Raw genomic sequence first — 13860 nt, 5'->3', positions numbered from 1 at the left:
AGATTGTATAAGAAAAAATTATATAATCAATAAAGTGGAGTCTTGATATTAGCAAAAGCAACAGTAAATTTCCGTTTTGTAAAGAGATAGAAATATTTATTTATGAAAATGACTGTAGTCTTGCTCTCATGTTTTCCTGGAAAATCAGAAAGACAAAGCCGTTTAAAGAACATCATCAATTCCAATATTCCCACAGTATAGGTTTATAGCTGCTAGTCAAATTTGTACATTTTGTACATTTTCAAGTTGGGAATAGTTCCCAAACTGACAAACGAAAGGAAACTTAAATGAATCAATTTTTATTCTTAACAAGTGGGTGGATTCCTATTTATGGCTTAGTGGGGGCACTTTTCACCCTACCTTGGGCAGTAGGGCTAATTCGTCGTACAGGACCAAGACCAGCCGCTTATTTTAATTTGTTGACAACGATAATTGGTTTTGTCCACAGCCTACTTGTTTTTAAAGATATCTGGAATCGCGATCAGCAAAACCCAGTTATTACTTGGTTCAGTGCTGCGGGATTTGATTTATCAGTTGCGTTAGAAATTTCGCCTGTCAGTATTGGGGCAACGGTTTTGATTACGGGGTTGAGTTTGCTAGCACAAATTTATGCCCTTGGCTATATGGAAAAAGACTGGTCATTGGCACGATTTTTTGCGTTGATGGGGTTTTTTGAGGCGGCACTAAGCGGCTTGGCGATTAGCGATTCCCTGTTTCTCAGCTATGCGCTGTTGGAAGTCTTAACTTTATCGACATACTTATTGGTTGGCTTTTGGTATGCCCAACCGCTTGTGGTGACAGCAGCCAGAGATGCTTTTTGGACAAAGCGGGTTGGCGATTTGTTGCTGTTGATGGGAGTTGTGGCACTTTCGAGTATTGCCGGGAGTTTGAATTTTTCGGATTTGTACGAATGGGCACAAACCGCGCAGTTAAGCCCTGTAGTATCAACTTTATTGGGATTGGCATTGATTGCTGGTCCTGCGGGTAAATGCGCTCAGTTTCCCCTGCATTTGTGGTTAGATGAAGCAATGGAAGGACCCAACCCAGCATCGGTGTTGCGAAATTCGATGGTGGTAGCAGGTGGTGCTTACGTTCTCTACAAACTCCAGCCAATTTTAACGCTGTCACCAGTAGCACTAAATGCTTTAGTGATTATGGGGGTGATGACGGCAATAGGAGCAACTTTGGTATCTATTGCTCAAATTGATATCAAACGGGCATTATCGCATTCTACCAGTGCTTACATGGGTTTGGTGTTTTTAGCAGTGGGTTTAGAACAGGGTGGGGTTGCCTTGATGCTGTTATTTACCCATGCGATCGCCAAAGCTCTATTATTCATGAGTTCAGGTTCCATCATCTATACCACCAGCAGTCAAGATTTAACCGAAATGGGTGGTTTGTGGTCGCGGATGCCAGCTACAACTACTGCATTTGTGGTTGGTGCGGCGGGAATGGTGACAATGCTGCCTTTAGGTAGTTTTTGGGCGATGTTGGCTTGGGCTGATGGGTTAGTGACTATTTCCCCTTGGGTAATTGGAATTTTGGTATTAGTCAATGGTTTAACGGCATTAAATTTAACCAGGATATTCCGACTTGTATTTTGGGGCAAACCACAGCAAAAAACCCGTCGCGCTCCAGAAGTGGGTTGGCAAATGGCTGTACCGATGGTATCGCTGACGGTGGCGAATTTGTTAGTGCCCCTGATGCTGCAACAATGGTATTTATTACCAGCATGGGAAAGTGTAAATTGGTACGTATTAATCCTGTTAATATCATCCACATCCCTCGGTTTAATCATTGGTTCAACAATTCATCTACATAAAGCTTGGTCGCGTTCCACAGTATTTTTATGGCGGTTTATTCAGGATTTATTGGGCTATGATTTTTACGTAGATAGATTGTATAAAATGACAGTAGTTGCTGTTGTTGCCATGTTATCTAAAGTATCAGCATGGAGCGATCGCTATCTCGTTGATGGCTTAGTCAATTTAGTGGGATTTGCGGCGATATTCGGCGGACAGAGTTTGAAATATAGTATTTCTGGACAATCGCAAGGATATATGCTCACCATTTTGATTGGTGTTAGCATACTGGGTTTTTTCATTAGTTGGTCTTTAGGTCTTTTGGATAATTTGCCATTTTAAAAATTAGGAAGACGAGGAGATGAAGTGACGCGGGGATGAAGTGACACGGGGATGAAGTGACGCGGGGACGCGGGGACAAAAAAGAAAGAGGTTTCTTTTATTAATCTCCTTACTCTCCCCACTCTCCCCCTCTCCCCACTCTCCCCCTCTCCCACTCCCCCCTCTCCCACTCCCCCCTCTCCCCACTCTCTAGTTAACTATGCTCACTACTCTAATTTTATTGCCCTTAATTGGGGCTATAATTATCGGGTTTTTACCCGTTGAGATGAATGCAAAAATATCTCGTCAGGTAGCTCTTGTATTTGCTTGTATTGCGTTTGCATGGATGCTAGTTTTAGCAATCTTATTTAACCCCAAAGATATCACCCAACAGTTTGCAGAATTCTTGCCTTGGATTGATACTTTGGGTTTGAATTATCACCTTGGTATCGATGGTTTATCTTTGCCGTTGTTAGTATTGAACGGACTTTTAACTTGCATTGCCGTTTATAGTAGCGACATAGCTATTAACCGTCCGCGATTGTATTATTCGCTGTTACTACTTCTGAATATCGGCGTAACGGGAGCATTTTTAGCCCAGGATTTACTACTGTTTTTCCTGTTTTATGAACTCGAATTAATTCCTCTCTATCTACTGATTGCAATCTGGGGTGGAGAAAAACGTGGTTATGCAGCTACAAAATTTTTGATTTACACGGCATTTTCTGGAATCCTGATTTTAGCAAGTTTCCTGGGGATGGTTTGGTTAAGTGGTGCTTCCACATTTGCCCTAGAAGGTTTAAATCCATCATCATTACCTTTAGCCACACAAATCTTGCTCTTAGTGGGAATTTTAATTGGCTTTGGCATCAAATTTCCCTTGGTTCCCTTTCACACATGGCTACCCGATGCACACGTTGAAGCTTCAACACCAATATCCGTCTTGCTAGCTGGTGTACTCCTCAAGTTAGGAACCTACGGGATGCTACGATTTGGGATGAACCTGCTACCTGAAGCTTGGACATATCTTGCACCCTGGTTAGCAACTTGGGCTGTCATTAGTGTATTGTACGGTTCTTCCTGTGCGATCGCTCAAAAAGATATGAAGAAAATGGTGGCGTATAGTTCGATTGGACACATGGGTTATATCCTACTTGCTGCTGCCGCCGCTACCCCATTAAGCTTATTGGGTACGGTTTTACAAATGATTAGCCACGGTTTGATTTCCGCTTTACTGTTTTTACTTGTCGGTGTTGTGTATAAAAAAGCAGGTACTCGCGATCTAGATGTCTTGCATGGCTTATTCAACCCAGAACGGGGAATGCCATTAATTGGTACGTTGTTGGTAGCTGGAGTCATGGCAAGTGCTGGAATACCGGGAATGGTGGGATTTATCTCGGAATTTATTGTGTTTCGCGGCAGCTTCACGGTATTTCCTGTGCAAACCTTACTATCAATGATTGGAACTGGCTTAACAGCAGTTTATTTTTTGATTTTGATGAATCGAGCTTTCTTTGGACGATTATCGGAACGAGTAACGAACTTACCAAGAGTATACTGGAGCGATCGCATTCCTGCTTTTGTGTTAGCAGTTCTAATTATCATTTTTGGTATCCAACCAGCATGGTTGATGCGCTGGATAGAACCAACCACTACAGCAATGGTGAATACTCAGAATGTAGTGGCAAATATATCTATTCGTGAATAAGGATTAAGGATTTGGAGTTAGGAGTACATATGTTTTTCCTTCTCCTTTTCTCTTTTCTCTTTTCCCTATTTATTTTCCTCTGTTTCCTTTCCTGAATAAATACTATGGTGATAACTAGAAAGAAACTGCAAAATTACCCATTAGCTGAGTACGTTAAAAAACTACAAAGTGCCGAAGGTTTACTTCCAGATACTTCCCAGAATGTCATGGAGGTAGTTGGTATTCTCAAAAGTTATGGCATAGTTTTAGATGCATATTCCAAAAATCTCATTTACATCGCCGAAAATCAGTTTTTGGTATTTTTCCCATTTTTTAAATACTTTAATGGTGAAGTCTCCAGCAAAAAATTATTGCGCCATTGGTGGCATGACAGAATAAATTTTGAATATGCCGAATATTGTATGAAAGCAATGTATTGGCATGGTGGTGGTGGACTTGATACTTATTTAGATACACCAGAATTTCAAGAACGTGCCAAAGCAGTTATTCTCGCTAAATTCAAAAATAATCCCTTTGTTTTAGGACTCAATCAATTATTTCCTGATTTTCTTCTGGAACATCTGCGTGTCTCCAGTTACTATAGTGGTTTAGGTCAATTTTGGCGTGTCATGGCTGATATTTTCCTCACCATGTCAGACCTTTATGATGAAGGTAAAATTACATCAATTCCCCAAGTTATAGACTATATAAAAAATGGCTTGGTTGCTGATGCTGGTAAACCTATTACTTATGCTGTAAAAATCCAAGAACAAGTCTACGAAATTCTGCCAAAATCTTTAGGTTTAACCTTCTTGCCAGACACAGCAATTCCCTACGTTGAAGCTGTTTTCTTTAGAGGCACACCTTTCCCTGGTACTGTTTCCTACAATGCCCAAGCATATCAAATACCAGCAGATCAAGCCAGGTTCCAATATGGAGCATTGTATGCCGATCCATTACCAATTGGTGGTGCTGGTATTCCGCCAACTTTGCTGATGCAAGATATGCGACATTTTCTACCTGAATATCTGCATGAAATTTATCGCAAAAGCCTTAGGGGTGAAGATGATTTACTCGTACAAATTTGTATAAGTTTTCAAAAATCGATGTTTTGCGTTACTAGTGCAACAATTTTGGGATTAATGCCCCATCCAGCAGATACTCAAGAGCCAAGTGAGAAAACTGCAAATATAGTCTACTTTCAGAAGTGGTTGGATAGATTGGCGAATTCACGCTTATTGGAAGTGAATAAATAGGCAAATAATGTTTATATTGGCTATGAAAATTCTGTTTTTAGATCAAAGTGGTAAACCGGGTGGTGCAGAATTATGTTTAATTGATATCGCCAAACCTTACCGTCATCATTGCTTAGTCGGTTTATTCGCAGATGGTTCCTTTAAAAGCTTACTGGAACAAAACGAAATTCCTGTGCAAATTCTCACAAATCGAGAAATTCAAGTTCGTAAAGAAAGCAGTCTCAGTCAAGGATTAGCAAGTTTAACTCAACTGTTACCTCTCATTAATCAAGTAGCAACAATTGCCCGTGACTATGATGTAATTTACGCCAATACACAAAAAGCTTTAGTTGTAGGTGCGATCGCAAGTTTTATCAGTCGCCGTCCCTTAGTTTACCATCTTCACGATATTCTTTCACCTGAACATTTTAGTAAAACTAATCGAACTATTGCGATTACCCTTGCTAACCGCTTTGCTAAACTAATTATTGCTAATTCCCAAGCGAGTAAACAGGCTTTTATTGAAGCTGGTGGTAAGGAAAATATTATCGAAATTGCTTACAACGGTTTTGACTCAAATTTATATCAAATTAGTAATGATGAAAGCACACAAATTCGTCAAGAATTAGGGCTAGACAACAAGTTTATCATCGGACATTTTAGTCGTCTTTCTCCCTGGAAAGGGCAACATATCCTCATTGAAGCCCTTGCAAAATCTCCCGAAAATGCTGTAGTTATATTAGTTGGTGATGCATTATTTGGTGAACAAGAATATGTCGAACAATTGCACCAACAAGTCAACAACTTAGGTTTAGAAAATCGTGTTAAATTTCTCGGTTTTCGTAATGATATTCCCCAACTAATGTCAGCTTGCGATTTGATTGCCCACACTTCTATAGCAGCCGAACCATTCGGAAGAGTGATAGTGGAAGGAATGTTATGTGGAAAACCTGTGATTGCAGCTAAAGCTGGCGGGGCAATAGAAATAGTAGAAGATGGTGTCAATGGTTTTTTAGTAACACCAAATCAACCGCAAGAATTAGCAGTAGTAATTAATCAATGTATGCAAGAAATTGAGAAAACTCAAATATTAGCCAATAATGCTCGAAAAAGTGCGATCGCACGTTTTGATGTGGAGGTAATTAATCAAAAGATTGCTGGATTTTTACATCATTTACTACAGGCTTAAGATTAGATATCTAATCTTCAATTCCAAAATCAACATTATCGTAAATATCAGCTAACGAAATTTCAAAGGGAACCGATGTTAGCGAAAGTCTGTCATTCTCATTTTCGTATTCCGAAAAAATCCACTTATTATTATCAGTTTTGGAATATTGCTCCACATGCATTGTATATTGGTCGATTAAAATATATTCTTCAAAAGTGGAAATAGTCCGATATGCAGCAAATTTTTCATCCCTATCATTACTTTTAGTTGAGTTTGATAATACCTCAGCAAGCATCACCGGATTAACAATTGTATCTCTACGTCCTTCTTGTAATTCGATGGGTTTTGCCACCACCATGACATCAGGATAAGTATAAATTTTCTTGTTGGGAATCCACAATCTTTGGTCTGTGACAAATACACGAAAAGCTTTACCCTTCAGGGCAAAATTAAGGGTTCCGCTAAAGTTAAGAGCAAGTTGGTTGTGATTTGGAGTGCCACCTGTCATGGGAATAATTTTACCATCTACATAGTCATTACGTTCTTGAGAATTTACCTCGATTTCTAAATACTCTGCGGGCGAGTAATAGCGCTGCTCTTGGGCGATGGTCATAGATTTTTCTCCATTCCTAAGCTTGCCAATAGTAAAATTAGTAATTGTAAAATTATGAATTAATTATAAACCCCAAATATTTACAAATATGCATAATTTATCGTTATTTATTGTTAAATTTTACCCCTTCCCACTAGGGAAGAGGTATTTCTAATTAACTGGAAATTAATTCCCCATCAAGCGTGATATAGAAGTAAGTTCTATCGGTAAAACGAAAATGACAAATGACAGCTAAAAACGAAACCCAGAAATTACAAACCAACTAATTCTCGCGATTCAAAATCAGTTAATTGTTGCGCTATATTTAACCTTGCTTCCAACTTGGCAACACTAAACTGATTCCGCAAATACTCTAAATGTGCGATTGCATTTGCTTTCTCAGTAATTAATTGTACTTGAGTATCCACGGCTTTCTGATAATCCCTATCCACCAGCAGCACTTCAAACCGTCGTGCTTTACGCTGGGCATCGTTTTTTAAATCCATTTCAAAGGCAGCAATTTTATCTGCATTACCTTCAAATCGATGTACTTGTTGTTGTACTGCCATCAATTGCGAGTCAATTTCGTTTACCCTTTGGGCAGCTTGAAATATCACAGACGGGTAATGACTGAGTTGCATCATAGGTATATAAACCAAGTAACTAGATAATGTTTCTCTGTATTGATTAATGAAATAATTAGTTGCGATCAAGAATTAGAAAAGTTTTTCGCGATCGCAATTGCTACACACTCAAGATATCTTCTAAGCAGCTTCCCGCAAGTGTTGCTTCTCGTTTACATCTGTAACATTAAGAGTTAATTGTTCCACCTGAGGCGCAGGAGCTTTTTCTAATACCTGAATTTCAATATTCACACTCACCAAATAACTACCAGCATCCGCACCAACTGCATCCGCTATCATCTTGGCAATCTCAGGACGCTTTGCAGTTAATGGGTCGCGCAATATACATCTATCCCATTCATGTTTAGCAGTGGGATTCAAGCTCAAAATGTAGTGTTTCATCATTGTACTTACCCTCCTATGGCTCTTCCAAGAGATTTTTATGGGGTTGTTCCGCTTCACCGGGCTGTTTGATATTCTTCCCTTCATTATAGTACGTTTGTACTTAATTGTGTAGAAATTTGAGAATTTTAGATAATATTCACTGCTGAATGGTTTACTGGTGAACCAAAAATAGTCTCATGCCAATAACTTTTAGATGATAAACCTGGTTTCTCCTTGTGTTTCTAAAAACTATGGTTCTTGTAGTTGGAAAGTGCCGTATTGTAAGTTTTTGATAAAGTTATTGCCAGTTTGAGGAACTGTGAGCCTAAAGATACCGCAAAAAAACGGAGAACGTCATTGACATAACACTGAAGAAAAAGTGAAGCTAGTTCAGGATTCGCGATCGCCAACTAAAAATGAGCAAAATTTGTGTCATTTTGGCAGTCGTAGTCTACCCTAGTAGAGTGCGTAAGTAATTACGCCATAAAACTTAATTAACAGAAGGAATAGTTGAATGACTGCAACATCTCCCCGATTAAAGCACGAGGTTAAAGACCTCGCTCTCGCTCCCTTGGGAAGACAACGCATCGAGTGGGCTGGACGCGAAATGCCAGTTCTCAAACAAATACGCGATCGCTTTGAAAAAGAAAAGCCTTTTGCTGGTATCCGTATTTCTGCTTGTTGCCACGTTACTACTGAAACCGCGCATTTGGCGATCGCTCTGAAAGCTGGTGGTGCGGATGCAATTTTGATTGCCAGTAATCCCCTTTCCACCCAGGACGACGTAGCCGCAAGTTTAGTAGTTGACTACGGTATTCCCGTTTTCGCCATCAAGGGTGAAGACGAAGCTACCTACAGCCGCCACGTCCAAGTCGCTTTAGACCATCGCCCCAATATTATTGTTGACGACGGTTGTGACGTAGTCGCCACATTAATTCAACAGCGTCCCCATCAAATCGCTGACCTGATTGGTACAACTGAAGAAACCACCACAGGTATTGTGCGCTTACAAGCGATGTTAAAAGATGGTGTGTTGACATTCCCCGCGATGAACGTCAACGACGCAGACACAAAGCATTTCTTCGATAACCGTTACGGTACAGGTCAATCCACCCTCGATGGTGTTATCCGTGCTACCAACGTCCTCCTAGCAGGTAAAACCGTAGTCGTCGCTGGTTACGGTTGGTGCGGTAAAGGTACAGCCATGCGATCGCGCGGATTGGGTGCGAATGTAATTGTCACCGAAATTGACCCCATTAAAGCGATCGAAGCTGTTATGGACGGTTTCCGTGTATTGCCAATGGCAGAAGCAGCACCTTTAGGCGACCTCTTCATCACCGTTACTGGAAACAAACATGTTATCCGTGGCGAACACTTCGACGTGATGAAAGATGGGGCAATGGTTTGTAACTCTGGTCACTTCGATATTGAAATTGACCTCAAGACCCTTGCTAATAAAGCCTCAGAAGTTAAAGACGTTCGTCCTTTCACCCAAGAGTATAAACTCAAGAGTGGTAAATCGGTAGTTGTATTAGGTGAAGGTCGTTTGATCAACCTTGCGGCTGCGGAAGGACACCCCAGCGCAGTTATGGACATGAGCTTTGCGAACCAAGCAATGGGTGCAGAGTATCTAGTTAAGAACAAAGGTAAATTAGCTGCTGGTATTCACTCGATTCCTGCGGATGTGGATAAGGAAATTGCTCGTTTGAAGTTACAAGCGATGGGTATTACTGTTGATACCTTGACACAAGACCAAATTGATTACAGCAATTCCTGGACATCTGGAACCTAATTATTTGAAAGTTAGTAGTTCAAGGTTTTTAAAAACTTTTGGCTGCTGGGAAATAGTTTAATTTGATTGTTTTAAGGATGGGCAAATGCTCATCCTTTTTTATGGGTTGGGTGAAGGATTTGTGTTACCCAACATTGATTATTGGGAATACTTAGATCAATAGTTGTGGGTGAAGCTTTAAAGTAGATTATTTGTCAATGCAAAATATTTTTGTGGGATTCATCCACTTTTTTAGAGTGAGACACTTTTGGCTTACACAAGTATTTTTCCAAACATTTATGTGTTTATACAGATGAAGACTTTCCTAAAAAAACTACACTCAGTAGTCATGTACTAAAAAAATAGATTATGTCTAAATCAAAGACTAAAGCAGTTATTACCTTTATATTAAAAGCTGCCACTATTGCGATATCATTCAGCAAAAAATTTTGGAAGTGGTACATAGCAGGATTTGTGGGACATTCTCATAAAAAATTTTATTTTCCCAGAATGGTTCGGCTTGCTCTTGGTTTCATGATAGTTGTTATGATGATTCCAATACTATCTATTCCTATTCATTTTTTTAAACCTGACTTTTCACTAGAATATTCAACAAAAACTTCATCTTCGTCTACCTCTGGAAAAAACGGTGGTACATTGTGTGCTGCAAATTTTAATCAGGCTATGGAAGCATCTGCTAAAGCAGATTTTGATGGAAGTAGTGGGACAATGAATATAACTATATCTGATTCAGGCAGTCAAGAATTAACAAGGCAAGAATTTGAAAAAATCTCGACTAAATTTGCCGATAGCATTTTTTCAGGCTGTTATGTAGAATCTGTAAAAATTAAAAGTAATACTTATTCTATAGTAAGAAAAAGTCCGTAATTTTATTACTTGATCCGTATAAATACTAATTTTTTTGATAAAAAAGTCAGGGATAAAAATATATACATGGACTTAACTAATCTAAAGTGGACTAAAAACGTAAAGTGTCCAGATAGTAAATTATGGGCTTATCCAAATGTAAATACTGGGGACTTATTCAAACTTAGTTGGAAGGATAATACAAGTAATGCGGACAAACCTGATAAAGATGATTTAATTTTGCTAAGGCAAAAGGGTTATGTAACTCATCTTGTCAAAGTATTAGATTACAAGCATGAAAAATATCCTTGGGAAGGAGATTACAATATCTATCGAATTGTTGAAACAATCTGGGCAATAAATTGTCATCATCCGCTAATTTCTGCAAAAGCTGATATTGTCTTTGGATACCCTGAAGTTCTTAGCTATGAAGGTGGTAATGTGATGGAATTAGAAACGTTGCCTACTTTTAAAACATATTGGGATAGTAATGGTGGTTTTCAAGAGTTCAAAAATCGTGTTTGTACCATGCTTAATTTGTCTTCAAACTAGACCTTATTGAGTGAATACTGCTTTGTGAAGGTTGATTTGGAAGTGCGATCGCTTATTTGGTTACAGTTGGTTTGGTACGATTTTGTTAGGGTTGGCTTAAGAGTGCGTCGTGTTTTAGTTATTGGTTTGGGAATGCGATCATACTTCCGCGTAGCGACTGTGTTAAAAGTCAAGTGCGTAGGTTTGTTTGGGAATATGATCGCATTTTGTTTAATCTTGGTTTAAGAATGCGATCGCACTTTTTGTTAGGTGAATTGGAGAATGCGATCGCATCATAACTCACTTATCATTTCCAGTTATAATTACAACACCGAATAAGAGATTTACTTATAAACATCTCCCCTCGCACCAATTACATAAACTTCAATATCTCTAGAATCGCTATCAAGTGTAAAAATTACTCTATTTTTGCCTACACGCAACCTGTAAAAACCTTCCCAATCACCCTTCATCTTTTTGATATCCAATTCTGTGAAGGGAATAACACCCAACTCTTCAACAGCGATAGCAATTTGATTTATTTGCTCACGGATATTTTCCACATCTTCGGGATTGGCTTTTTCCAAAAATTTAATCGCTTTTTTGCGAAACCTGATTGCCATTTTTTACCCAATCCGTCATGTCGATCACTTCCTCATCCGCATCATCAAAAGGGGAGCCAAAATCCTGCTCCAGCTCGCTTTGCTCCTCATCGCTGATATGAGGTACTAAAATTTGACACAGGCGAAGTCTTTCTTCTTGTAGCACTTCACGTATTGTTTCTTTGATCAGGGCTTTGAGTTCTTGAATTTCCATGCTGATTAAATCAAATTGCTACCCATAATACTATCAATATACCATTCCTAAATGACATACACATGCGATCGCATTTTGTGAGGTGAATTTGAGAATGCGATCGCGCTTTTAGTATGTGTCGGTTTGAGTATGCGATCGCTGTTTCTGTTAGTGTTGGTTTAGGAGTGCGATCAATTATGTCCTATGATATTCCTAATATTAATCAGGGATAAATTGAGTGAGTTTTGATAATATTTGTAAAATACTAGCGGAAAAGTATCCAGCAGATTTTGTCAGGTGGTTAATTGGAGAAGAATCTACTGATATTAATGTGTTAAAAACTGAGTTAAGCTTGGAACCAATCCGTGCTGATTCGGTGATTTTTATACAAGCTGGTAATCGAATTTTACATATTGAATTTCAGACTTTAACAAAGTCTAATCCTGTGATTCCTTTCCGAATGCTAGATTATTACGTCAGGCTCAAACGTTTATGCAGGTCTTCTGTGACACAATCTGTCATCTTTTTGCAGGAAACAGATGATGAAATTGCTTTTACCGAAGAATATCGGGAGGAGTCTACCGTTCACAGGTATCGTGCTGTGAGAATGTGGGAGCAGGATTCGAGTTTATTTTTGGGCAATTCGGCTTTATTGCCGTTAGCTTCTTTATGCCGAACCGATTCTCCACGGGAGTTATTATCGCAGGTTGCCCAGGAAATCGCTACAATCGCAGATAGAGAAATAAGACAAAATACGGCAGCTTATACTGAAATTCTAGCAGGTTTGCGGTTTGAAAAGGGTTTAATTCGTCAGTTATTGAGTGAGGATATTATGCAAGAATCAGTTATTTACCAGGATATTTTGCAAAAAGGAAATAAACAAGGTGAAGAACGTGTAATTATACGTCTACTCAATCGGCGTTTGGGTGAAATAGATTTGGTATTACTTGAAAGAATTAAAACTTTATCTATAGATAGATTAGACTTATTGGCTGAAGCTCTGTTAGATTTTTCAAATGTTTCCGATTTAGTTACTTGGCTTGATCGTAATGTCAGCAGTTAGTTATAAATAGGTTAACTAAATTTTATGATTTTTGGGATGGGCGATCGCGCTCATCCTTTTTATTTACTTGCAAATAGTCAGAGTAATCAAGAGCTTTACAGTAAAGCTAAAAGAATTTTAGATCGATCATTTTAATATTTCGGTTCCTGTAATAATAAGGGAGAACAAAGTGAAACCCAACATTTATTGTTTTGACTAGCAGAATAATAAATGTTGGGCTTTGTCACAGTTAATCTGGCTTCAACCTATTTCTTTTTACCGCCAAAAAGTTTGTATATCCCATATCCGATCGCACCAGCAGCCACAACAGGTGCAGCAGCAACGATCGCAGTACCAGCGATCGCGCCACCACCAACAACGCCACCAATACCTGCTAGTGTACTCATAATTGCCGCACCGGATGCACCACCAGCAACTGTCACCATACCTGCGCCAGCAACACCAGCAGCCGCCGTTTGTAGCAGTTCTGGCAGCAGAACGAGCATCCCGCTCTTCTTCGGATAAATTCTCTTCATCTTTGAAAAGAGTATTGTTGAGTATCTTTGCCCCAGCATAAGCGGGACCAGCAGCAAGTACAGCAGGAGCGGCAGCCATTCCACCACCAACAACACCACCAGCCGCAGCTAAACCGGAAGTAATCCCAGCACCTGAAGTCGCTGCGACAGTTAAACCTGTTGCTGCACTAGCAGCAGCACCTACAGCAGCACCAGTTTCGGCAACAGCTTTGACTACTTTAATATCACTACCACTGACACCTAAAGTCTTTTCAGCTACTTTTTCCACAGCTTTATCTTTCGCTTTATCGACAACTTCTTTGGCAATATCTTCAAAATCCATAAATCAATCTCCTTATTTTATTAATCAAGCATTTATGAACGTGAAATAACTTCAAATAATCCTGTTTCGCATGTTTGCGTATTTATCGACATTCTTAAAAATATTTAAGAAGACTTATATTTATAATTATGCGTAGTCAGAGAATAATAGCTGTGATTAAAATCACTGCGGTTTGCGTGTG

General features: G+C 39.2%; 14 protein-coding genes. 8 read left to right on the top strand and 6 right to left on the bottom strand.

Annotated elements, in window-relative coordinates:
• Positions 1–287 precede the first annotated feature (287 nt).
• The 4 genes from VB733_RS10945 (at position 288) to VB733_RS10930 (ending at position 6234) form a co-directional block, all read left to right on the top strand.
• Positions 288–2144: an NAD(P)H-quinone oxidoreductase subunit F gene (locus tag VB733_RS10945; RefSeq protein ID WP_323340118.1), complete on the top strand. Its 1857-nt coding sequence runs from the start codon at positions 288–290 to the stop codon at positions 2142–2144.
• 199 nt (positions 2145–2343) lie between these two features.
• On the top strand, positions 2344–3831 hold the full coding sequence (locus tag VB733_RS10940) for an NADH-quinone oxidoreductase subunit M (RefSeq protein WP_323340117.1): 1488 nt from the start codon (positions 2344–2346) through the stop codon (positions 3829–3831).
• Between the two features lie 104 nt (positions 3832–3935).
• Complete coding sequence (locus VB733_RS10935) at positions 3936–5066, top strand: CO2 hydration protein (protein ID WP_323340116.1); 1131 nt, start codon at positions 3936–3938, stop codon at positions 5064–5066.
• A gap of 22 nt (positions 5067–5088) precedes the next feature.
• Positions 5089–6234, top strand: coding sequence for a glycosyltransferase family 4 protein (locus tag VB733_RS10930; protein ID WP_323340115.1), 1146 nt, complete (start codon positions 5089–5091; stop codon positions 6232–6234).
• Positions 6235–6244: 10 nt separating this feature from the next.
• Here the strand turns inward: VB733_RS10930 and VB733_RS10925 are convergent, their stop codons facing one another.
• From VB733_RS10925 to VB733_RS10915, 3 genes are all read right to left on the bottom strand, one after another.
• Positions 6245–6829, bottom strand: coding sequence for a Uma2 family endonuclease (locus VB733_RS10925; RefSeq protein WP_323340114.1), 585 nt, complete (start codon positions 6827–6829; stop codon positions 6245–6247).
• 251 nt (positions 6830–7080) lie between these two features.
• On the bottom strand, positions 7081–7452 hold the full coding sequence (locus VB733_RS10920; RefSeq protein WP_096612243.1) for a hypothetical protein: 372 nt from the start codon (positions 7450–7452) through the stop codon (positions 7081–7083).
• A gap of 120 nt (positions 7453–7572) precedes the next feature.
• Positions 7573–7836 carry a hypothetical protein gene (locus tag VB733_RS10915; RefSeq protein ID WP_323340113.1) on the bottom strand — a complete coding sequence of 88 codons (264 nt, stop codon included), beginning with the start codon at positions 7834–7836 and terminating at the stop codon, positions 7573–7575.
• 493 nt (positions 7837–8329) lie between these two features.
• Between VB733_RS10915 and ahcY the strand changes: the two genes are divergently transcribed.
• The 3 genes from ahcY (at position 8330) to VB733_RS10900 (ending at position 11005) form a co-directional block, all read left to right on the top strand.
• Entirely contained in the window at positions 8330–9607 is a 1278-nt protein-coding gene (ahcY, locus tag VB733_RS10910) for an adenosylhomocysteinase (protein ID WP_323340112.1), read from the top strand.
• Between the two features lie 348 nt (positions 9608–9955).
• Positions 9956–10474, top strand: coding sequence for a hypothetical protein (locus VB733_RS10905; RefSeq protein WP_323340111.1), 519 nt, complete (start codon positions 9956–9958; stop codon positions 10472–10474).
• Between the two features lie 66 nt (positions 10475–10540).
• Positions 10541–11005 (top strand): hypothetical protein, encoded by a 465-nt coding sequence (locus VB733_RS10900; RefSeq protein ID WP_323340110.1) that lies wholly within the window; start codon positions 10541–10543, stop codon positions 11003–11005.
• A gap of 323 nt (positions 11006–11328) precedes the next feature.
• Here the strand turns inward: VB733_RS10900 and VB733_RS10895 are convergent, their stop codons facing one another.
• Both VB733_RS10895 and VB733_RS10890 read right to left on the bottom strand, forming a co-directional pair.
• Positions 11329–11607 (bottom strand): type II toxin-antitoxin system RelE/ParE family toxin, encoded by a 279-nt coding sequence (locus VB733_RS10895; protein ID WP_323340109.1) that lies wholly within the window; start codon positions 11605–11607, stop codon positions 11329–11331.
• A complete protein-coding gene (locus tag VB733_RS10890) occupies positions 11576–11800 on the bottom strand; it encodes a hypothetical protein (protein ID WP_323340108.1) in 225 nt (74 codons plus the stop codon). The genes VB733_RS10895 and VB733_RS10890 overlap by 32 nt, the downstream gene beginning before the upstream one ends.
• 217 nt (positions 11801–12017) lie before the next feature.
• On the opposite strand from VB733_RS10890, the gene VB733_RS10885 reads away from it, so the two are divergent.
• Positions 12018–12842, top strand: a complete 825-nt coding sequence (locus tag VB733_RS10885; RefSeq protein ID WP_323340107.1) for an Rpn family recombination-promoting nuclease/putative transposase — start codon at positions 12018–12020, stop codon at positions 12840–12842.
• Positions 12843–13097: 255 nt separating this feature from the next.
• Here VB733_RS10885 and VB733_RS10880 read toward each other — a convergent pair whose 3' ends face one another.
• The gene (locus tag VB733_RS10880; protein ID WP_323340106.1) at positions 13098–13679 is read right to left on the bottom strand and encodes a hypothetical protein; all 582 of its coding nucleotides are present in this window, start codon (positions 13677–13679) and stop codon (positions 13098–13100) included.
• Between the last annotated feature and the right edge of the window lie 181 nt (positions 13680–13860).

The sequence above is a fragment of the Calothrix sp. UHCC 0171 genome, assembly GCF_034931845.1.
Taxonomy (GTDB): Bacteria; Cyanobacteriota; Cyanobacteriia; order Cyanobacteriales; family Nostocaceae; genus Brunnivagina.
Note: the sequence above shows the minus strand (reverse complement) of the source record. Positions and strands in the feature narration are given on the sequence as shown.